The organism is Reichenbachiella carrageenanivorans (genome assembly GCF_025639805.1).
In the GTDB taxonomy this organism is placed as follows: Bacteria; Bacteroidota; Bacteroidia; order Cytophagales; family Cyclobacteriaceae; genus Reichenbachiella; species Reichenbachiella carrageenanivorans.
On the sequence record NZ_CP106735.1, the window covers coordinates 3,706,777 to 3,727,012 of the forward strand.

The window sequence follows — 20,236 nt, forward strand, 5'->3', positions numbered from 1 at the left end:
CTGAGACCCCTTTTCCACCTTGCTTTGTACAGATTTTAAAACCTAAAGGTAAAACCATGAAAAAAGCCTTGTCTATTTCGACATTACTACTACTGGCTTCATTCTCTGAATGGATACAACTACTATACATCGATTGGGTCTACGCCATGCGCTTGTCGATGCTACTATTCATTATTGGCAGTGCTTGTGCAGCTATTTTCATCCAAATGAAAAAACTACAGGAGGATCGGATGTACACACAAAAAGTAGCGACAGAATACGACGAGGCGTGTAAAATAAACAAAGCTAGCCAACCATGTACAACACTATAAAACAGAACCTTATGAACCAGTTAATCACTAAGTTGCTCAAGTGTGCGGCATGCACACTGCTATTTTTCTTCATCGCAGGCTCCACCCAAGCCCAGCTCATAGAGGGTGCATTTGTCACCACCTGGCGGACGACGGCCGCTGGTGAATCCATCACCATCCCGACTACAGGGTCTGGATATGCTTATAAAGTAGATTGGGGTGATGGCAGTGATGATGAGACGGTGTACACAGGCAATGCTTCGCATACTTATACTGCCGCTGGCGACTATCAGGTGTCCATCAGTGGAGATTTTCCGCGGATCTATTTCAACAATGGAGGACAAAAAAACAAGATCCAATCCATCGACCAATGGGGGGATATTGAGTGGACGAATATGTCTTGGGCTTTTTACGGCTGTTCAAATTTAACTTATGCTGCCCCAGATGCCCCAGACCTGTCGGGGGTGACTGATATGGCTGGTATGTTTGCACATGCCAGTTCCTTTAATGGTGATTTGAGCAGTTGGGATGTGAGTGGAGTGACGAATATGTTATCTATGTTTCGTTTAGCGAGCTCCTTCAATGGTAATTTGAGTGCATGGGATGTGAGTGCGGTCACTAGTATGTCAGCCATGTTTTATTCTGCCAGCTCGTTCAATGGCGATTTGAGTACCTGGGATGTGAGTGCGGTCACTAGTATGTCAGCCATGTTTCGTTCTGCCAGTTCTTTTAATGGCGACTTGAGTACCTGGGATGTGAGTGCGGTGACCAATATGTTTGGAATGTTTAGCAATGTCAGTTCCTTCAATGGCGACTTGAGCACTTGGGATGTGAGTGCGGTGACCAATATGTCTGAACTGTTTTATAATGCCAATTCCTTCAATGGCGATTTGAGCTCCTGGGATGTGAGTGCGGTCACTAATATGACCGATTTTATAGACAATACTGGTATGTCTTCAGGTAATTATTCTGCCTTGCTCATCGGATGGAGTGATCTGACGCTGCAGTCAGGTGTGACGCTCGGTGCCAGTGGACTTGACTACTGTGACATTGCCACTGCCGCACGGGCGACCATCGCAACCCAATGGACGATAGATGATGGGGATGAGGTAACCTGTGGCACTGATACAGATATTTTAACATTTTTCCTTAAGGATAAAATGCAAGGCGAAGCGGTCATCGATGCAGAGGCGCATACGGTGACCGCACAAGTGTACAGTGGGGTAGATCTGACGAATTTGGTGCCAGATTTGACTTTGTCTACTGGAGCAACAGTTTCACCAGAGAGTGGTGAGCAGGTGGATTTTACGGATGCAGTGATCTATAGTGTTCAATCCGAAGACCAGCTGACGTCACAGGACTGGACGGTCACCGTCACTCACGGTTCTGCTAGTTCAGAGACGGATATTCTAACTTTTGACATAGCAGATCAAATAGTGTTTGACTATGTGGATCTAGAAAATCATCGCATTGACGTAGTCGTGTTTTATGGTGCTGATTTGTCTGCCTTGACTCCAAACTTGACGACTTCATATGGTGCAAATGTATCACCAACGAGTGGTGTGGCCCAGGATTTCACTAATGAACGGACTTACACCGTGACGGCTCAGGATGGAACGACTACACAGGACTGGACAGTTTCAGTTCTTGTACAACGATCCTTCCAAACCACCTGGCGGACAACGGTCGCTGGTGAATCCATCACCATCCCGACTACAGGGTCTGGATATGCTTATAAAGTAGATTGGGGTGATGGCAGTGATGATGAGACGGTGTACACAGGCAATGCTTCGCATACTTATACTGCCGCTGGCGACTATCAGGTGTCCATCAGTGGAGATTTTCCGCGGATCTATTTCAACAATGGAGGACAAAAAAACAAGATCCAATCCATCGACCAATGGGGGGATATTGAGTGGACGAGTATGCTAAGTGCTTTTTATGGCTGTACTAATTTAAGTTACTCAGCCACAGACGCCCCAGATCTGTCTGGAGTGACTGATATGTCAGCCATGTTTCGTTCTGCCAGTTCTTTTAATGGCGACTTGAGTACCTGGGATGTGAGTTCCGTTACTGATATGTCAGCCATGTTTTATTCTGCCAGCTCGTTCAATGGCGATTTGAGTACCTGGGATGTGAGTGGGGTGACCGATATGTCTTCTATGTTTAGTGGTGCCAGTTCCTTCAATGGTGATTTGAGCACTTGGAATGTGAGTGGAGTGACCAATATGTTATCTATGTTTAGTTCTGCGATCTCCTTCAATGGCGATTTGAGTACATGGGATGTGAGTGGGGTGACCGACATGCGGAGTTTTCTGAACTATTCTGGTATGTCTTCAGCTAGGTATGCCAATTTGCTTATTGGGTGGAGTGACTTGACACTACAGTCCGGTGTGTCACTGGGTGCCAGTGGACTTGACTACTGTGACATTGCCACTGCCGCACGGGCGACCATCGCAACTCAATGGACGATAGATGATGGGGATGAGGTAACCTGTAGCACTGATACAGATATTTTAACATTTTCCCTTAAGGATAAAATGCAGGGCGAAGCGGTGATCGATGCAGAGGCGCATACCGTGACCGCACAAGTGTACAGTGGGGTAGATCTGACGGATTTGTCTCCTGATTTGACTGTGTCCACTGGGGCAATGGTTTCTCCAGCGAGTGGCGAGCAGATGGATTTTACGGATGCAGTGATCTATAGTGTTCAATCCGAAGATTTATTGTTTTTTCAGGACTGGACCGTGACCCTTACGAGTGGGGGCGTCAGTTCAGAGACGGATATTCTAACTTTTGAAATATCAAATCAAGCAGGATCTGCTTATGTGGATGTGGACAATCATCGCATTGAAGTAGTCGTGTTTGATGGTGCTGATTTGTCTGCCTTGACCCCTGTTTTGACTACTTCCTATGGGGCAAGTGTATCTCCAGAGAGTGGTGTGATGCAGGATTTCACCAGTGAGCGCACTTATACGGTGACGGCACAGGATGGTACGACTACTCAGGATTGGACAGTAACTGTTATAGAACACAGGCCCTTCCAAACCACTTGGCGGACGACGGTCGCCACCGAATCCATTACGATTCCCACGAATAGTGATACCAACGGTGATGGCACCACAGATGAACAGGATGTACCTTACAGCTATAATGTAGACTGGGGAGATGGAACGACCGACTGGACGGTGTACACCGGCAATGCGACACATACTTATGCTACAGCGGGAGATTATCAGGTTTCCGTTACAGGGACATTTCCCAGAATTTTCTTTAATTATGGAGGAGATAAAGACAAAATCCAATCCATCGACCAGTGGGGAGATATCGAGTGGACGAGTATGATTTTGGCCTTTGCCGGCTGTTCAAATTTAACTTATACTGCTACGGATACGCCGGATTTCTCTGGGGTGACTGATATGAGTGCTATGTTTGGAGGAGCCAGTACCTTCAATGGTGATTTGAGTAGTTGGGATGTGAGTGAAGTCATCAGTATGAATTCAACGTTTGTAGGTGCTAGTTCTTTCAATGGTGATATAAGCACTTGGGATGTGGGTGAGGTGACCAATATGAGTTATATGTTTAACGGTGCTAGTTCTTTCAATGGTGATATAAGCACTTGGGATGTGAGTAATGTAACGAACATGGTATGGATGTTTTTTGGTGCTCATTCCTTCAATGGCGACCTGAGCGCCTGGGACATTAGCTCTTTAGAAAAAGCGGATGTAATGTTTGCTCAGTCGATCCTTAGTACTGTCAATTATGATAAATTACTCAAAGGTTGGAGTACATTGGATGAAGGAGAAACCGCCATACCCACGGGTGTTTCACTAGGTGCTTATGTTCTGCTTTATTGTGAAGCCGAAGCTGCTAGGGATAAATTAATTGGCGATTATAGTTGGTCCATTTCTGGAGATAAAAAGGACTGTCCACCGGTGCCTGATGTAGCCGAGCTACCAGTATTGACTGATTGTGTAGAAGTCACTCAGCCTACCGTACCTACGGCCAATGGCGGTGAGGTCACGGCCACTACCACCACCGAATTTCCGATCACCACTATAGGAGAAACGATGATTAAATGGGAGTATAGATCAGACAATGGCAATCGAACGACTCAATTTCAACAAGTAATCGTGGGAGATGATCTCGCCCCAGAGGCTGATAAAGAATCGTTGGATGCCCTCACCGCTGAGTGTATGTTAAGCGCACTGACAGCCCCCACCGCCACGGACAACTGCGATGCTGGGTCGATTACAGGCACGCACGATGTCACCCTACCGATCACCGAGTCCACGACCATCACCTGGACATACACCGATGATGCAGGCAATAGCAGCACGCAGACGCAGGCGGTAGTGATCACATGCCAGGAAGTGACAGGCATAGAGCCACTCGAATCAGCACGGGGCATCTACCCCAATCCGGTCGTCAACGAACTCACCATGGAAGTAAGTAGCGATATGAAGGTAAGCGTAGTGGATTTGCAAGGAAAGGTAGTGCTTCATCAGCGCATCACTCCTATACAAAACACCATCGAATTGAAATCATTGAGAAGTGGTATCTACACGGTGGTGCTGACAGGCGAAAGCAAAACTACGCACTACAAGGTGAGGAAAGAATAATTGACCCCGTACAATTTAGTTAGCCAGATAGATAAACGGGCAGCTCAAGACAAACACAACAACAGGCAATTTTAGCAGATAGCCAACTGAAGAACAGGACAGTACTCATGAAGTAACCCTTGCGGTCAACGAAATGAATACTGCTTCTGTTTTTTTAGTTATTCGTAGTAAGTCATTATCAACAATTAAAGTATACCCATAGTGCTTGATTTGATATTGAAAACCAGTTGTGACTCCCCTTTCATTAAACTTTATAAACTTCATTCCTAAAAAAGAATAGCATACCGAGTAAGATCAATATCATTCCTACTACGTTTGTGATGGTGATAAATATTCCAAGGAAAAAAATCAGCATGCCTGATAGCAGGATTCCTTCTGAATACGACACCAATTCCATCGCTGTAAGGCTTTCCATATCCCTGCGGTATTTGAATAATTCTTTATCTATATGTATTTGGGCAACTATGATCCAAACAATGGCCAGTTTGATGATTAGCATTCCAGTGATATTGATAAAAGGATGATGAAATATATCCAGAGGTAAAAACACAAAATAGAGATCTGGCACAGTTGCGTAGATGATTGTCATAATTCCGAAAAGTGAAAAGATCACCCAAAACACTAAGCTAACCCGCTTTAACCGTTTATAGCTGGTCTGTATATCAGATGATTCAAAAGAACTTAGTTTCAGTCTCTTTCGAAACTGCCCCCAAAAAAGGAGAACGGACATGGTCACTACCATGCAAGCCATTAGGTACATTTGTAATTGTGGATCAGTCATAGCTTTAGCTTATTCCAATAGTAAAAAGGTTCGATAAATTGAATAGAAAAATCAAGGTTTAACATATAGTTAAATCCTAGATGAGCTTAAGAACTAAGCAGGTGACAGGCAAAGTCCTGTCTGAAATAAGAGACTGACGTACTAAGAAAAAAAGTGGTGAGGGGAAATTAATTTCCTAAGCATACCATAACGTATGTAAGACAATTCATGCGCATACCCAGCAAGCCTGAATATGGTTCTAAAATCAAACAAAGCAAGATCAACCACACTACATCCCATATAGTCGTTAGATAATATGGGAAACAACCTGCCTGCTCGACTCGACTCCTTACATTTGGAAGCAATAAAAAGATCAGTATTAAGGTCTGGCGTATAGGATATTTGTGTATCAGCTGAATTGATCAGTACCTGAATCTTGTCCGCATAGATATCCCCATGGGTGCCATACACCACATTGGCAGAAATCAACAGAAGAAGTATTCGGGTAATCCAAAGACGCATATCGCAAATATAGTAAAGTTAGGTGCCTTTCAGGCAATCATGTGCCTTTTGCAGCTCTACAGGATTTTCTGCCAAAATGATCAAAACATCATCAGCTTCTATAGCAGTAGCCCCATTGGGTACAATAAAACTCCCTCCTCTATTGATCATGGCTATGATTGTTGTTTTAGGTACATTCAGTTCCACTATCATCTTCCCTACTGCCAAATTACCTTCCTTCACGTTTATTTCTTTCATAGATGATTTCATTCCATCAGACAAAAACAAATCCATAGAACTCATCATTTTTTCTTCTTCAGGTATAGAAACCCTGAACCATTTGGCAAACAAGCTCAAGGTGGTGCCTTGCAGTAAGACAGATGTGACGGAAATGAAAAAGACAATGTTAAAAATCATATTAGACTTTTCTATTCCAGCGATCATTGGGTAAGTAGCAAAAACAATCGGTACAGCTCCCCGCAGCCCTACCCATGAGATATAGAACCTGCGTCTTAGTTTCATCTTGAAAAATGACAAGCTGATCAGTACACTTAAAGGTCGAGCAACGAAAATTAAAAATAAAGAAATCAAGAGTCCTATACCGATAAACGGGACGATTTCAGAAGGAAAAACAAGCAGCCCGAGGGTTAGAAAAAGCACAATTTGCATCAGCCAAGCCAACCCATCAAACATATTGATAATAGTTTTCTTATGAATGAGGTCTTGGTTTCCTAGATACACCGCACATAAATACACCGCCAAAAAACCATTACCACCGCATACATCCGTCACTGAAAATACGACAAACATGATGGCAATGGTCAGCACAGGATACAATCCCTCAAACCCAAGTCTGATATGATTGATTAGGTATTTGCTCAGATAACCAAACAGCAGCCCAGTAGCACTTCCCAAGATCATCTGCTGCAAAAACAGTGGGACAATTGACCAAACATTTGCTTGATCATTTACAACCAAACCCAAAAAACCAATGGTCAATACATAAGCCATGGGATCATTACTCCCGCTTTCTAGTTCCAAAGTAGGTCGAAGATTGCTTTTAAGCGCTAAGCTTTTTTGCCTCAAAATAGAAAAAACCGCTGCGGCGTCGGTAGAAGAAACAATAGCTCCCAATAGCAATCCTTCATAAATAGTAAAATCAGTCAGAAAGTACACAAATACCCCTAGACTTATTGAGGTGATCAAAACTCCTAGACTGGATAACGAAATGCCTTGCCACAAAACAGGTCTGATAGTCTCCCAACTGGTCACTAACCCACCTGAAAAAAGAATAAAATTCAAAGAAACTATCCCAATAAACTGAGCCAATTCAGGGTCATCAAAATGAATCCCTCCTATTCCTTCTGATCCAGCCAACATGCCAATGGCCAAGAAAAATATGAGGGTTGGCACACCAAAACGATACGAAGTTTTCCCTGCGATTACACTCAGTAAAAGAAGTAAAGACCCAATCAATAATATATTCTCAATTGTCAGATTCATTCAGATTTTATGCTTTCATTTTCAATTATGTACAACCCAAAAGGAACTATTAAAATGATCCTCCATTTTTGGCTAAAATAAGAAAATATAACTACTCAGAAGGAGCTTATAAAACGCCACAACACAAATCATCGCAACATATTACACTCAATATGAGTGAGTTATACATGAAAACAAGAAAACCGTTCATTCAAGAATTTCAATGATGTGATGAAAACTTTCTACCACTTGGGTTATTTCCAATACTTCTATACCTCCCTGCAGAGATTCTACCCGAAGAATATTGTCACAATCGTCCAAATCAAAATTGATTTTAAGTGCTGGCCAGATCGCTGCTAGCCGCTCTAAAACCTCATTGGCCATTTGTTCATTAGTAATATTGGTCCTAAAAACCTCAATGGCAGGATGAATAGTATCATCCGCTTGATATACTATCGTATTATCGTTCTGCTTCATTTTTCTCTCCACAGTTGAACATCCACTGCACGCCAAACTGATCGATACAACTGCCATAATAATCACCCCAAAACATTTCCTGCAGTTCTTGAGTTACTTCTCCTCCTTTGGATAGTGCATCAAATAGCTGCTTGGTTTCCTCACGGGTATCGGGCTGGAGGTTGATGTAAGCATTATTTCCAAAATTCAGTTTAAAGCCCATCGACTCTGGTACATCTGTCCCCATGAGGTTGTGACAGCCCAATATTTTTAGTTCGATATGCATGATTAGGTTTTTGTCCTCTTCGGCCATAGGTGGCATTCCTTCTTGCGGAGGGATATCTCCAAATCGCATAGGACCATCGCCAAAGAACTCTCCTCCAAAAATGGACTTGTAAAAATTGAATGCTTCTTCTGTGTTTCGAGAAAAATTGAGATAGGTGCTTACTGCTGCCATGATATCTGGTTTTATATGAAAATGATTTATTTAAACTTTAAAAGACGATTTAGCGATTGGTTTCAATCACGTATGATTGCATTTCTTTGATGATAGAACTGCCTGCACTTGCAAAGCGATACACATCACAAAAAGCATACGTTTTATCCCCCATCTTCATCTCTCCATTGAGTGACGCTTCTTTGCCATGCGTAATGATTGTATGTATAACTACTTCATCTGCCACATAGCTTTTCATGAGGTTGATCTCTTTGGAAAACTGTTCCTTTCCTTGGATGAATTGGTCTCCGTAGATTTCCCAATGTATGTCATCGCTGACATGCTCGATTATAAAATTCACATCTCCTGTGGCAAATGCTATGTTAAAATCTTTGAGAAAGCCCTTTCTAGGAGCGTTTCCACAATCAGGGATTACAGTTATTTTAGTCATAGTATCATGTGTGATTAATATTTAAAAAAAACAAGGTTTTGAAGTCAATGTATAAATGACATTTATTCCTTTTACATATTGTGATCATCCATATACAAAAGATTCCACCGGTGTCCATCTAGATCGGCAAAGGCGCATCCATACATCCATCCTTGAATGTCAGCTGGAGGTGAAAACACCTTACCTCCTGCCGCTTCTACTTTCAACGCCATTTCATCTACATATGTCCTATCAGGAGCTCCTACCGAAATGAGTACCTCTGTACTCTTGGTGGTGTCTGTGATAGTTTGTAAAGCATATTTCTCAAACTGTGCTTGGGTCACCATCATGACAGGCACCCCTCCGATTCTGAAGCCAATCATTTCGGGAGCATCTCGCAAGGCTTCAAAGCCTAACTGAATGAAAAAAGCCTTTGTTTGTTGCAGGTCTTTTACAGGAATATTAAGCCATAATTCTTGTTTCATCTTTTTACTTGTTTTGTTTTCATCAAAATTCGAAAAAATCAGCCTTAATTACACAGTGTCAATACGACATTAAAGGGGGTTGATCACGACAACATAAATGCATAGCTTGCTCATATGAAACACATCTCCATTCTTGTACCTGAAGGTGACACTAGTCTCAGTAATCTAGAGGCTACCCACAAAATGTTTACCATGGCCAATAACCATTTAGAACGATCTGGCCAATCGCCTTTATTTGCAGTTCATTTGGTCGGACAAACCAAAGAAAGTCAACTCAGCAACGGGATATTCAGCATAAAGCCAGACACCACCATTAACGAAGTGAATAAGACTGATCTCATCATTATTCCTGCCATTCACGGAGACATCCAAACTATTTTGAAACTCAACCAGGCCTTTGTTCCCTGGATCATAGATCAATATAAAAAAGGTTCAGAAGTAGCCAGCCTGTGCATCGGTGCCTTTCTACTCGCCAAAACGGGACTTCTGGAAGGGAAAAGTTGTGCAACACACTGGCTGATGACCAAAGAATTTCGAGAAATGTATCCAGAAGTCAATCTTGTGGATGATAAAATCATCACCGATGAGAGCGGTGTTTACACCAGTGGAGGAGCTTATTCTTCGTTGAATCTCAATCTGTACCTCATCGAAAAATTTGTCGGTAGAGATATGGCTGTACTCTCTTCTAAAATATTCGAAATCGATATCAATCGCCACAGCCAATCACCCTTCATCATTTTTAGCGGACAGAAGGATCATGATGATAAAGCAGTAGTACAAGCTCAAGAATATATAGAAACACATTTTGCTAAAAAAATCAGTGTCGATGAACTTTGTGATCACTTTTCTATAGGCCGAAGAACCTTTGAAAGGAGGTTTAAAAAAGCAACATCAAACACCATTGTTGAATATATTCAGCGAGTGAGAGTTGAAGCAGCAAAAAAAATGTTAGAAGCTGATCGTATAGGCATCAATCAAGTGATGTACGAAGTAGGCTATACGGATACAAAGGCATTTAGGGAGCTATTCAAAAAGATTGCGGGCATGTCACCAATAGATTATCGTAATCGATATGGTAAAGAGGCAGTGAACAAACCCATCCCTTAATTCCTTAAATAAAGCCAAATAGCAAGTTCAAAACACAAAGGCCGCACGGATATATCGACCGCATGTAGTGTCTACACAAACCCTTAATTAGCATTCATTTTCACTACTAGTAGTGATTGAAAGTAAATATTTTTTTAATCACTTTTGCGCTATTAATAATTAGTCTAAATAAAGATAGCAACAAGGGGATACACCGCATTATTAAATGTTTTTGCAATAGAAGCAAACAAAACATCTACTGATGTAGGCTAAATCTTTCTTCTAAAAATTACACTATCCGCTAGATTGAATTAAAGACACTCAGTGTCAAAAAAACCTATCCTATACGAATTGTTGAATTGAAGATCTTTCTCAATAGATATGATCTTATAATGACTCATTTTAAGCTTTTATAAAAATCTGAATGGCACGTTATACGCTGCATTATTTGTTAAAAACACTACTTACAGCAGCAATTGTTGTTTGCTCGTTTACCGTTGTAGCTCAGCATACGCTCTCTGGACAGGTGAAGGATAGCAAGGGAGTAGCGCTTGAGTTCCTCAATGTTTATATCAAAAGCCTTTCCCGAGGAACAACAACCAGCGAAAGTGGTCAATTTAATCTGACAGACATCCCAGCTGGAGAATATGAACTAATGATTTCAGGAGTGGGATACGGTACACATTTGATGCAAGTGGCGGTGCCAGGCAATCCAGTGAATGTAACGATGGAAAGCGGCGATTTTCAACTAGATGAAGTCACGGTAGAAGCCAAGTCAGAGACGAGTCTCATGCGAGAAGAACCTATCCAGTCAGTAGTCATCGACACCAAAGTATATGCCAGCCAACCCTCTACGATGATCGAGCTGATGAATCGCTCTGCTGGTGTACGTGTGAAGCAAACGGGAGGATTAGGTTCCAGTGCGAGCCTTTCGCTCAATGGCTTTCAGGGCAAGGCTATCAAATATTTCAAAGACGGTATACCCATGGATTATCTGGGAGCAGGGTATAACTTTTCGCTCGTACCTGTCAATATGCTGGAGCGCATGGAAATCTACAAGGGTGTACTCCCTGTGAATTTGGGTGCTGATGCGCTCGGTGGAGGATTGAATATGGTCAGCCGTAAGTCTTACAAACGCTATGCTGAGGTTTCCTACGAAATCGCTTCCTTCAATACGCATCGTCTATCACTCAATACTTTTTATCAAAACACCGAGAAGCATTATTTCGCTGGTGTAGATATGTACTTCAACCACTCGGACAACAATTATGAAGTGACAGCACCTGTGGTCAATCAAGATTTAGGAACAATACAAGATCAAAAGGTTGATTTATTTCACAATGACTTCACACAATATTTTACTGAAGTATATGGAGGACTGACCAATTTAACTTGGGCGGATGAATTGAGAATCAGTGTGTCTGGATTTTGGATCAATCGAGACAACCAATATGGGTCCAGGATGAATCAGCCGTTTGGCGCGTCTACCAGTCGCCAATACTCGGTGATACCCACACTCCGATACCAGAAGCGCTTGCTCGATGATCGGCTGACTATCGATCAGTTCTTAGTGGCCAATACCATCACCGTCGAGCAAGTAGATACCCTACGCGGCACCTACACTTGGCTGCAGGAGTTCATCCCAAGTGACTCTCGAAAAGGGGAAATAACCACACAGGGATCTGCTGCTCAAACAAAATTCTCCATTTTCACCAGCCGAACCAATTTGAGCTACGAGTTGAGCGACAAGCACAAGGTGGAAGTAAATGCCGTATACACTTCCTCGAAGCGTGTAGGTCGAGACTCACTGGGCCTCACTTTGATAGGATCGGGTCGTGATTTGCTGTCTGTACCTGCCTACTACAGCAAACTAGTAGTATCCGCTGGGCTAGAGACCAAGCTACTGAATGACCGCCTGACCAACAATTTGATTATCAAATATTTTCAATCCAACGTAGAAGGTGTAGATGGTGATTTTTTCGGCAATGAAACTATGCAATCTGCCATGAACAACAGATGGGGTCTAGCAGAGGCAGTTAAATATAATCTGTCGGAACATTCATTTTTGAGGCTATCGGCAGAGGCTGCCACACGTCTTCCAGAGCAGGATGAGATATTTGGTGACGGAAATCTACACGTATCTAATCTAGCCCTAAAACCCGAGCGTAGCGTAAACGTCAATGCAGGATATCGGGCTTCTACATCCAAATATTCACTAGAGTTGAATTCGTTTTACCGAATCACACATGATTTGATTCTTAATGTCCCTTACAACTTCCTGTTTAACCGAAACGAAAACGTAGATAACGTCAAAGGACTAGGTGTAGAGGTAGATGTCACCGCCCACCTACAGCAATGGCTCAGTGTCAATGGTAATATGACCTATCAGGATTTTAGAGTTTTTGATACCGACAATACAGCACTAGAGGGAGCTAAACTGAGGAACACGCCTTTTTTCTTTGCTAATCTGGGCTTGAACTGCAACTTCAATAAAGTGTTTGGTTCGAAAGATCGAATTCAACCTTACTGGTTTTACACCTTCGTGAGACAATACTACCTCGATTACATACCCAAAGACAAAGAGCCTGACGGATTTCTCGGGCTTTGGGGAGATGCTAAATTCGATGCACCCAACATTATTCCCAACCAAAACCTTCACACGGCAGGCCTCACCTACTACCCTATGGGAGACGCACTTACTGTAGGCTTGCAGGTGAAGAATATATTTGATGCCCAAGTCTTTGACAATTTCAAAATTCAGAATGCCGGCCGAAGCTATCACCTAAAGCTTACTTACATTTTAAATTAATTTCTTTAATAATAAATTCACATGAATAAATATTTCTCAACACTCGGAATCGTGCTAATGGCACTGTCATTAGCATTAATATCATGCAACGATGATGATGACCCTACGATTGAAGGTGGCAAATACATCATACTTAATGCTCAAGAAAAATTCGGAGCAGGATACATCACTTCTTACGACGAGTTTCCATCAGGCGATACAGAAGAAATCACCAATCAATCTTTGCAAACCAGTACGGCCTTTGGTTTTAGATCATTTGGTAGCTGGATTTTTGTAAGAGCAAATCCCGCTGGAGATGCTGGACTACAAAAGTTTATAGTCAATGAGGATGGAAGTTTAGCTGTAGGCGGCTTCATTGCTAATGCAAGCCAGTTTCTAGTCGTTGATGAAACAACGGGGTTCTACCTAGACGAAAATAGAAGCACATTGAAAATACAAACATTCAACCCTTCTACTATGCAGCGTACAGGAGATATCGACTTGACTTCATTGAAAGACGAAACGGTAGAGTATCAAGTCATCGGTAAGCATACCCTAGCGGCTAAAGAAGGCAAGCTATATGCGGGAGTCACCTATGGCACTACGGCTCGTGGAGGGTTTGGTGACGATGTGGTAGATTACATCGAATTTGCCGTTATAGATATCGCTACAGGTAGCTTAGACAAAACCATCAAGTACGAGCAAGGTGGATTGAAATCTATCGGATGGGGATCCTCTGGAAACAAAATGTGGACATTGGGTGACGATGGTGCTTTGTACTTTTACAGCACAGGAATTGGCGTTGCATTCGAAGCGTCAAGTATCATCCGTATCAAAGCTGGCGAAACTGATTTTGATGCTAATTGGAGATTGAATGCGACTGATTTAGGCTCTCAATCTAAGTCGTCCATAGCGACTGGTCTTGTCAAAAACGGTAAAATTTATATCGAATTAGCAAGTGAAGATTTGTCTGGTGACTTTGCCAATCTTCAAGATGATATTTTCGAATACTATACCGTGGATATCAACACGCTACAGGCGACTAAGATCACAGGCATGCCGATGCACCACTACGCCTATGGCAACGAACAGTGTATTACTGAAGTGGATGGAAAACTATTGTTTTGGGTGAGAAATGTGGCTGACAATATCGACGCTTACTATTCGCTCAATAGTGATGGTGTCAGCGCCACACAAGAATTCAACCTAGCGCATGATGGTTTCATGTGGGGATTCGTAAAGCTTACAGACTAATTTTTAGTATATAAAATATCAAAGAAGGTTCTGGATGGTTGTCCAGAACCTTCCCTATTAAACCTTAAACTATGAGCATCTCCAAAAAAACGGTCAGGGTGTGGTTCGAAATCCATAAGTGGACGAGCTTGATATGCACCGTGTTTCTATTGTTACTTTGTCTTACGGGTTTGCCGTTGATCTTTCATGAAGAAATCGAACACTTGATGGGCGAAGCACCCGAGGCGATTGTTATGCCAGCAGACACACCCAAGATGGCGCTTGATAGTATCGTCGCAAAAGCCAAACATGCAAGACCAGACGAGGTCGTTCGATTTGTCATCCTAGGTGGTGATCTGCCTAATGTAATAACGGTAATTATGGCTGATTCGATAGATGCTCCCCCAGACAATGCCAACTTGGTATCTATGGACGACAGGTCTGGTGAGGTACTCGCTCAGCCCAAGTTCAACGAAGGTTTCATGTATATCATGTTCAAACTTCATGTAGATCTATTTGCGGGTATTCCAGGCAAACTGTTTCTGGGTTTTATGGGACTGCTCTTTGTGGTTGCCATCATTTCAGGATTGATGCTATACAGTCCTATTATGAGAAAATATAACTTTGGCATGGTCAGAACAGAAAAGTCTCCTCGGATCAAATGGCTGGATTTGCACAATGTCCTAGGGGTAGTTACCGTCGCATGGGCGCTGGTCGTAGGCCTCACTGGAGTGATCAATACCACCTCTGATATCGTACTAGGCATGTGGCAACAAGGGCAACTCGCTGAGATGATCGCGCCCTACAAAGATGCGAAACCGTTGACAGGAGAATATAGTTCTTTAGATACAGCCGTCGACGTAGCGTTAGCTGCTGCTCCAGGCATGTCGACATCCATTGTGGCTTTTCCTGGAACGGTATTTACAAGCAAGCATCACTATGCTGTATTTGTCAAAGGTCAGACACCTTTGACCGAAAGGCTCGTCAAACCCGCCCTCATCGATGCAAAAAATGGTGAGTTGACAGATATGCGTGCCATGCCCTGGTATATCAATGCCATATTTATATCACAGCCGCTGCATTTTGGAGATTATGGTGGACTGCCTTTGAAGATACTTTGGACCATTTTTGACCTCATCACCATCGTGGTACTGATTAGTGGATTGTATCTGTGGGTAGTCCGTAGAAAAGCACAATCAGCCCAAATCACCAGACTAGAAGAACTAGAAGAAGAAAAAACATTAGAACCCGCAATTTGAAAATCATGAATTCTGTATTTATACGTGTTTGGAAGTACCCCATTATTCTTGCCGTGTTGACCGTTTTTGGGCTGCTTGCAGCCTTAATGGGAACGGGTATTTGGCATGTTTTGTCTTGGTTGGCTCTGACGATCCCTGCGGTGGTCTGTTTGCGATATGCGTTGTTTCCAACCAGTCGATAGCTACCTGTTAGGCACGGGTATGTCGAGTGCAGGAGCAAATATCCGTGTACCAAACAGATAGTGCTCGTTCCAGTAATAGGGATCGTCTATGGGGGTAATCTGCACCCCCTTGGACGTAGAGGCATGAATCATCAATCCTCCCGCTACCACAAATGCGGCATGCGTCACCAGTTTATTTGTAGGATAAGTATTGGTAAAGAAAATCACATCGCCAGGTAACAACTCACCTTTGTCCAACATGATTTCACCATAACGCGCAAGCGCTTGCGCACCATGCGGGGCTTTCAACCCCAAGTCCCTAAACGTTCTGAAAATTAGGCCAGAGCAATCCATCCCTTTGGTAGTAGTTCCTCCATATTGATAGGGAGTCCCCAAGTAGGTTTTGGCAGTAGCAATAAATTCTTCTCGAGTGTGTGTACCATAGTCTAGTGCTTTTTCATACCCACCTTTTCTAAATTGCTCTATTCTGTGAAGTATAGTCGAATCATTCTGGTTTTGCATGATAAGCATAGTCATCGCATCCTGAGCCACCATTGGCTGAAAACAACTCATCACAAACACAAAGACCATTGTTTTTTTCATGTATATACCCTTTTGTCGTAAACAGGTGACTCCAAGTCTCCTGTTTACTAAATGGCTACCGACCAATACGCAAGGCCTGTGCCAATGCATCGTCAAAACCGCTCTGCTCGACGGCCTGGGCTGCACGTTCTACATCATATGCGATTCGTCTAAAAGTAACTTGGAGCTCAGGTGAAGAGGCTGAAGTGGCACTATTCATCTCCACAACGGCATAGCACCCACGAGGGTCGCCATCCTTGGGCTTGCCTACAGAGCCAATATTGATCACATGCCTATAGCGGTCACCATCGGCGAGCACTCGGTGAAAAGGCAGATGTGTGTGTCCGCAGAGCAGCACATCTGCCTGATGGGCGCGCATCATGCCGAGGACTTCGTCCTGCGGATAATCGACGACCATGTAGTCATTGATCGCCTTGGTGCTACCGTGTACCATGAGCAGTTTGAATGGCTTCTGCTCAGTCCCAAACGACAACGACATATGACGCGGCAGATGGATCAGGTAGTCCCTCTGCTGATCGCTCAGTAGCGATCTGGTGAGCCCGCGATTAGAAGTGGGCACCTCATCGGCCACAGACGCTAGCAGCGCCTCCTCATGATTGCCCATGATGGTAGGTATGCGTCTTTTTTGAATTTCGTCTACTACCGTCCCCGGCCATATGTTGTACCCCACCAGATCTCCAAGGCAGTAGATCGCCTCTGGGTTGAGTGTCTCCACATCTTCAAAAAATGCTTCTAATGCTGGTATATTGGCATGAATGTCCGAAAAAAATACTATTTTCATTTTGCTATGGTATCTATTGATCACTTTCCGAAAAGTAGGTCTTTTTCGGTCAAAAGTGGATCACTTTATCGTATAATTATTCCCTTGTTTTCAAAAAACAAAACAGCCTCCATAAGCTGCTTGTTCCTGCCTGAAAATACCAATACGCTGGGCTATGGTTTTTCATTGACGGACAGTACATTTTACTTCACTCAGGATATGTTTTATAATTTCAATTGGTTAAACCTCATTCATTTTAACCTGTTCTTTAATGAGCTGTTCTATTTCTGAACTTGGTACGTTTTGGTCGAATTTTATCTGAATGGTTTTCTTACCCGTTTTGTATCCTTTCTCTTCAAGGCTTTTGCGAACATCTTCCGTTAATGAATCTATGCCAAAACTGACATGTTTTTTAGCTAAGGAAAAACCAGCAAGAATTCCGTGGTACTTGTAAATAGGCACATTCCAACTTATACCACCTTCAGCGCTGGGCTCAGTAGTTTCAATTAGCTTTTTAAGCTTTATCATTACCTCTTGAGATTCTACTGGTGAAAAATCGATAAACTCATCCACTGTTTTTGGTTTTGAAGCTTCCATCTTTATTGTTTTTCATATTTTCTATTCACTGGTCTAAAGTACCAAGACACGATTGAAAGCACTAAGAGTAGCGTGGGGCCAAAAAGCGTAACTGCTTCGTCTCCAACTGCAATATGTGAAACAATTGCACCAGACATTGCAAAGAAAAAACCTGCATACGCCCATTCTTTTAGTAAAGGAAACTTGGGGACTAAAATGGCTATCACTCCTAAAATCTTCCACACACCAAGTATTGACAATATATAGGTTGGGTAGCCTAAAGTATTTATGTTTTGCACCTCTTCTTCCATTTTTATCAGTTGCACAATCCCAGTAGAAAGCATTCCTAATGACAACCAAACCGTGGCTATCCAATAGATAATTTTGTCTCTTTTTTTCATCTATTTTTTTCTTTTGTAGTGTAGTTGAGTGAGACCTGTATCATATGTCTTTGTAGTAATGAGTTCAAGCGTTTGCTCAGGTCTTCCATCTTTAAATAGTCTAGTCCCGTTGCCTAACAAAATTGGAATGACTGAAATAATAAGTTCGTCAATCAAGTCATTTTTTAAAAGTTCATGAATGACTTCTGCACCACCGTCACAGTAAATGTTTTCCCCTTCTTTAGACTTTAAGCGTTTGACTAATTCGGTTAGGTCTCCTGTATAGAAAGTTGTTTTTCCAACATTCGGTCTTGGAGTTTTCGTCACTACATAAACATCTCTTTCTCCATTGTCATAATGAGAAGCTCCTATTTCTCTGACCACATAATCATAGGTTTTTCGACCAATAATAAGTGTGTCAATCGTTGCCGTGAATTTTGCATAGCCGTAGTCTTCACCTTCCTTTTCTACAATTTTTAAGAAGCTGAGGTCGTCATTGGGTTTTGCAATGTAGCCATCTAAACTTGTGGCAATGAAGAGTGATATTTTTCTCATTTCTTGATTTATTTTAAGTTTGTTAGTATTTCCTCAAGTTTATCATGAGCCATATTTAAACCATAGGCAAAAGGTAGTTTTAATTGCTCTGCTCGGTGTTTTTCGGATTTATAAATAATCTGAATAGTTAGCTTGCTTTTGTCATCTGTGATTTTTTCAAAATTTAAGAACTCAAGCTGTACACCAATAGGCATATTTTCCATTTCGAAGGTGCGTACGATTTCTTTATTTGGTATGACTTTGTGAATGGTTCCATTAGCCTTAAACATAACGTTACCTTCATGTGAGGTTTCAAATGCATAGCTTCCATGATCTCTGTTCTCCAACTTTAAAACATTTGTCCCCATCCATTGGGCTACAAATTCTGCCTCAGTGTACGCTTTGTAAACAAGCTCTACAGGAAGGTCAAACTCTCTGGTGATGGTTAACTCTTGTTTGTCCTCTAGAGCATTGATTTTAGTTTTTTGATTCATTGTTTATTTTGTATCTGATTGATGCTTTTTACTCACTTCTGGGCCACTTTATTTTTTGTATTCGTGAATCTTCGATTTCATTATAGCCTCCAACGAATTAAAGCGCTCATCCCACATCTTTCTGAAAGGTTCAATGAAATCAGCTATTTGCTTCATCCCTTTAGGGTTCAATTGATAATAGATTTCTCGCCCCTTCTGCTCCTGTTCCAAAATTTCACACTCGGTAAGGATTTGTATGTGCTTGGAAATGGTTTGTCTCGAATAGTCAAAGTTTTCGGCAATAGCGGTTGGCGTCATAGCACTTGCCGCAACCAAGGTTATAATTGCTCTTCTTGTTGGGTCGGCTATGGCTTGGAAAACATCTCTTCTTAATTTCATTACGCAGTTATTTGACTGCAAATATAAGTGCAGTTATTTGATTGCGCTTATGTTTTTATAGTTTTTCTAGTACTTTTTTCCTTTTATAATCGCAGAAGATATTTGTCCGCAATGATGCGCATTATGATTAAGTAGAACCGATAATAGTTTTATTCTTTCTATTTTCCCGAACCAAGTTGTATCAATTTCTTCAAGCCATTCTTGACCTGAAGTATTTGCAACTAATCTCTCAAGCGTATTGTAGCCTTTTTCAAAATACATTCGACTAGTTTCAAGGTCAAACTCAATACCTATATCATTTTTCCCAATGGTTGTTCCTTCTACATCTGTTTTGTAGCCAAAGAATTGGCCAATTAAATTTGTTGTTTCACCGATATGTCTATAAATAAATCCTACAGACGCTGTTTGCTCTATTAAGCGATAAGATGAGTTTTCAGTATTTATATTTTTACAGAAATGAGAACAGTCTTTTCGGTTTTGTTCAAGTAATTGTGATAAGATTTCGTTTTGCATTTTCAAGGT

General features: G+C 42.0%; 22 protein-coding genes. 7 read left to right on the forward strand and 15 right to left on the reverse strand.

The window, feature by feature from the left end; all coding sequences use genetic code 11:
* The first annotated feature begins 56 nt into the window (after positions 1 to 56).
* Both N7E81_RS14925 and N7E81_RS14930 read left to right on the forward strand, forming a co-directional pair.
* Entirely contained in the window at positions 57 to 311 is a 255-nt protein-coding gene (locus N7E81_RS14925) for a hypothetical protein (protein ID WP_263050397.1), read from the forward strand.
* Positions 312 to 322: 11 nt separating this feature from the next.
* Complete coding sequence (locus N7E81_RS14930; RefSeq protein ID WP_263050398.1) at positions 323 to 4,912, forward strand: BspA family leucine-rich repeat surface protein; 4,590 nt, start codon at positions 323 to 325, stop codon at positions 4,910 to 4,912.
* Between the two features lie 244 nt (positions 4,913 to 5,156).
* Here the strand turns inward: N7E81_RS14930 and N7E81_RS14935 are convergent, their stop codons facing one another.
* From N7E81_RS14935 to N7E81_RS14965, 7 genes are all read right to left on the reverse strand, one after another.
* Complete coding sequence (locus tag N7E81_RS14935; protein ID WP_263050399.1) at positions 5,157 to 5,501, reverse strand: hypothetical protein; 345 nt, start codon at positions 5,499 to 5,501, stop codon at positions 5,157 to 5,159.
* 333 nt (positions 5,502 to 5,834) lie between these two features.
* On the reverse strand, positions 5,835 to 6,194 hold the full coding sequence (locus tag N7E81_RS14940; protein ID WP_263050400.1) for a hypothetical protein: 360 nt from the start codon (positions 6,192 to 6,194) through the stop codon (positions 5,835 to 5,837).
* A gap of 18 nt (positions 6,195 to 6,212) precedes the next feature.
* Positions 6,213 to 7,676 (reverse strand): potassium/proton antiporter, encoded by a 1,464-nt coding sequence (locus N7E81_RS14945; RefSeq protein ID WP_263050401.1) that lies wholly within the window; start codon positions 7,674 to 7,676, stop codon positions 6,213 to 6,215.
* A 186-nt stretch (positions 7,677 to 7,862) separates the two neighbouring features.
* Complete coding sequence (locus N7E81_RS14950; RefSeq protein WP_263050402.1) at positions 7,863 to 8,132, reverse strand: hypothetical protein; 270 nt, start codon at positions 8,130 to 8,132, stop codon at positions 7,863 to 7,865.
* A complete protein-coding gene (locus tag N7E81_RS14955) occupies positions 8,116 to 8,568 on the reverse strand; it encodes a VOC family protein (protein ID WP_263050403.1) in 453 nt (150 codons plus the stop codon). The genes N7E81_RS14950 and N7E81_RS14955 overlap by 17 nt, the downstream gene beginning before the upstream one ends.
* A gap of 49 nt (positions 8,569 to 8,617) precedes the next feature.
* Positions 8,618 to 8,998: a nuclear transport factor 2 family protein gene (locus N7E81_RS14960; RefSeq protein WP_263050404.1), complete on the reverse strand. Its 381-nt coding sequence runs from the start codon at positions 8,996 to 8,998 to the stop codon at positions 8,618 to 8,620.
* 71 nt (positions 8,999 to 9,069) lie between these two features.
* Positions 9,070 to 9,462 (reverse strand): VOC family protein, encoded by a 393-nt coding sequence (locus N7E81_RS14965; RefSeq protein WP_263050405.1) that lies wholly within the window; start codon positions 9,460 to 9,462, stop codon positions 9,070 to 9,072.
* Positions 9,463 to 9,576: 114 nt separating this feature from the next.
* Here N7E81_RS14965 and N7E81_RS14970 point away from each other — a divergent pair, with 114 nt between their 5' ends.
* The 5 genes from N7E81_RS14970 (at position 9,577) to N7E81_RS14990 (ending at position 16,010) form a co-directional block, all read left to right on the forward strand.
* Positions 9,577 to 10,569 carry a GlxA family transcriptional regulator gene (locus N7E81_RS14970; protein ID WP_263050406.1) on the forward strand — a complete coding sequence of 331 codons (993 nt, stop codon included), beginning with the start codon at positions 9,577 to 9,579 and terminating at the stop codon, positions 10,567 to 10,569.
* Positions 10,570 to 10,972: 403 nt separating this feature from the next.
* Positions 10,973 to 13,357: a TonB-dependent receptor gene (locus tag N7E81_RS14975; protein ID WP_263050407.1), complete on the forward strand. Its 2,385-nt coding sequence runs from the start codon at positions 10,973 to 10,975 to the stop codon at positions 13,355 to 13,357.
* A 21-nt stretch (positions 13,358 to 13,378) separates the two neighbouring features.
* A complete protein-coding gene (locus N7E81_RS14980) occupies positions 13,379 to 14,590 on the forward strand; it encodes a hypothetical protein (protein ID WP_263050408.1) in 1,212 nt (403 codons plus the stop codon).
* Between the two features lie 71 nt (positions 14,591 to 14,661).
* On the forward strand, positions 14,662 to 15,828 hold the full coding sequence (locus N7E81_RS14985) for a PepSY-associated TM helix domain-containing protein (RefSeq protein ID WP_263050409.1): 1,167 nt from the start codon (positions 14,662 to 14,664) through the stop codon (positions 15,826 to 15,828).
* 5 nt (positions 15,829 to 15,833) lie between these two features.
* On the forward strand, positions 15,834 to 16,010 hold the full coding sequence (locus tag N7E81_RS14990; RefSeq protein ID WP_263050410.1) for a hypothetical protein: 177 nt from the start codon (positions 15,834 to 15,836) through the stop codon (positions 16,008 to 16,010).
* Here the strand turns inward: N7E81_RS14990 and N7E81_RS14995 are convergent, their stop codons facing one another.
* The 8 genes from N7E81_RS14995 to N7E81_RS15030 all read right to left on the reverse strand — a co-directional run bounded on the left by N7E81_RS14995 (position 16,011) and on the right by N7E81_RS15030 (position 20,227).
* The gene (locus N7E81_RS14995) at positions 16,011 to 16,592 is read right to left on the reverse strand and encodes a C40 family peptidase (RefSeq protein ID WP_263050411.1); all 582 of its coding nucleotides are present in this window, start codon (positions 16,590 to 16,592) and stop codon (positions 16,011 to 16,013) included.
* Between the two features lie 55 nt (positions 16,593 to 16,647).
* Positions 16,648 to 17,373, reverse strand: a complete 726-nt coding sequence (locus tag N7E81_RS15000; RefSeq protein ID WP_263050412.1) for a metallophosphoesterase family protein — start codon at positions 17,371 to 17,373, stop codon at positions 16,648 to 16,650.
* A gap of 219 nt (positions 17,374 to 17,592) precedes the next feature.
* Positions 17,593 to 17,949 carry an iron chaperone gene (locus tag N7E81_RS15005; RefSeq protein ID WP_263050413.1) on the reverse strand — a complete coding sequence of 119 codons (357 nt, stop codon included), beginning with the start codon at positions 17,947 to 17,949 and terminating at the stop codon, positions 17,593 to 17,595.
* 2 nt (positions 17,950 to 17,951) lie between these two features.
* Positions 17,952 to 18,329, reverse strand: a complete 378-nt coding sequence (locus N7E81_RS15010) for a DoxX family protein (RefSeq protein WP_263050414.1) — start codon at positions 18,327 to 18,329, stop codon at positions 17,952 to 17,954.
* Complete coding sequence (locus tag N7E81_RS15015; protein WP_263050415.1) at positions 18,330 to 18,863, reverse strand: dihydrofolate reductase family protein; 534 nt, start codon at positions 18,861 to 18,863, stop codon at positions 18,330 to 18,332. It abuts the gene before it with no gap.
* An 8-nt stretch (positions 18,864 to 18,871) separates the two neighbouring features.
* Positions 18,872 to 19,336 carry an SRPBCC domain-containing protein gene (locus N7E81_RS15020; protein WP_263050416.1) on the reverse strand — a complete coding sequence of 155 codons (465 nt, stop codon included), beginning with the start codon at positions 19,334 to 19,336 and terminating at the stop codon, positions 18,872 to 18,874.
* 48 nt (positions 19,337 to 19,384) lie between these two features.
* Positions 19,385 to 19,714: an ArsR/SmtB family transcription factor gene (locus N7E81_RS15025; RefSeq protein ID WP_263050417.1), complete on the reverse strand. Its 330-nt coding sequence runs from the start codon at positions 19,712 to 19,714 to the stop codon at positions 19,385 to 19,387.
* A 66-nt stretch (positions 19,715 to 19,780) separates the two neighbouring features.
* A complete protein-coding gene (locus N7E81_RS15030; protein WP_263050418.1) occupies positions 19,781 to 20,227 on the reverse strand; it encodes a DinB family protein in 447 nt (148 codons plus the stop codon).
* Positions 20,228 to 20,236 lie beyond the last annotated feature (9 nt).

Excerpts from the sequence above, each read along its gene's own strand:
- N7E81_RS14950 (WP_263050402.1), bottom strand. The coding sequence starts at position 8,132 with ATGAAGCAGAACGATAATACGATAGTATATCAAGCGGATGATACTATT.
- N7E81_RS14940 (WP_263050400.1), bottom strand. The coding sequence starts at position 6,194 with ATGCGTCTTTGGATTACCCGAATACTTCTTCTGTTGATTTCTGCCAAT.
- N7E81_RS15015 (WP_263050415.1), bottom strand. The coding sequence starts at position 18,863 with ATGAGAAAAATATCACTCTTCATTGCCACAAGTTTAGATGGCTACATT.
- N7E81_RS15005 (WP_263050413.1), bottom strand. The coding sequence starts at position 17,949 with ATGGAAGCTTCAAAACCAAAAACAGTGGATGAGTTTATCGATTTTTCA.
- N7E81_RS15000 (WP_263050412.1), bottom strand. The coding sequence starts at position 17,373 with ATGAAAATAGTATTTTTTTCGGACATTCATGCCAATATACCAGCATTA.
- N7E81_RS14975 (WP_263050407.1), top strand. The coding sequence starts at position 10,973 with ATGGCACGTTATACGCTGCATTATTTGTTAAAAACACTACTTACAGCA.
- N7E81_RS15010 (WP_263050414.1), bottom strand. The coding sequence starts at position 18,329 with ATGAAAAAAAGAGACAAAATTATCTATTGGATAGCCACGGTTTGGTTG.
- N7E81_RS14990 (WP_263050410.1), top strand. The coding sequence starts at position 15,834 with ATGAATTCTGTATTTATACGTGTTTGGAAGTACCCCATTATTCTTGCC.
- N7E81_RS14970 (WP_263050406.1), top strand. The coding sequence starts at position 9,577 with ATGAAACACATCTCCATTCTTGTACCTGAAGGTGACACTAGTCTCAGT.
- N7E81_RS15020 (WP_263050416.1), bottom strand. The coding sequence starts at position 19,336 with ATGAATCAAAAAACTAAAATCAATGCTCTAGAGGACAAACAAGAGTTA.
- N7E81_RS15025 (WP_263050417.1), bottom strand. The coding sequence starts at position 19,714 with ATGAAATTAAGAAGAGATGTTTTCCAAGCCATAGCCGACCCAACAAGA.
- N7E81_RS14945 (WP_263050401.1), bottom strand. The coding sequence starts at position 7,676 with ATGAATCTGACAATTGAGAATATATTATTGATTGGGTCTTTACTTCTT.
- N7E81_RS14985 (WP_263050409.1), top strand. The coding sequence starts at position 14,662 with ATGAGCATCTCCAAAAAAACGGTCAGGGTGTGGTTCGAAATCCATAAG.
- N7E81_RS15030 (WP_263050418.1), bottom strand. The coding sequence starts at position 20,227 with ATGCAAAACGAAATCTTATCACAATTACTTGAACAAAACCGAAAAGAC.
- N7E81_RS14935 (WP_263050399.1), bottom strand. The coding sequence starts at position 5,501 with ATGACAATCATCTACGCAACTGTGCCAGATCTCTATTTTGTGTTTTTA.
- N7E81_RS14955 (WP_263050403.1), bottom strand. The coding sequence starts at position 8,568 with ATGGCAGCAGTAAGCACCTATCTCAATTTTTCTCGAAACACAGAAGAA.
- N7E81_RS14925 (WP_263050397.1), top strand. The coding sequence starts at position 57 with ATGAAAAAAGCCTTGTCTATTTCGACATTACTACTACTGGCTTCATTC.
- N7E81_RS14960 (WP_263050404.1), bottom strand. The coding sequence starts at position 8,998 with ATGACTAAAATAACTGTAATCCCTGATTGTGGAAACGCTCCTAGAAAG.
- N7E81_RS14965 (WP_263050405.1), bottom strand. The coding sequence starts at position 9,462 with ATGAAACAAGAATTATGGCTTAATATTCCTGTAAAAGACCTGCAACAA.
- N7E81_RS14995 (WP_263050411.1), bottom strand. The coding sequence starts at position 16,592 with ATGAAAAAAACAATGGTCTTTGTGTTTGTGATGAGTTGTTTTCAGCCA.
- N7E81_RS14980 (WP_263050408.1), top strand. The coding sequence starts at position 13,379 with ATGAATAAATATTTCTCAACACTCGGAATCGTGCTAATGGCACTGTCA.
- N7E81_RS14930 (WP_263050398.1), top strand. The coding sequence starts at position 323 with ATGAACCAGTTAATCACTAAGTTGCTCAAGTGTGCGGCATGCACACTG.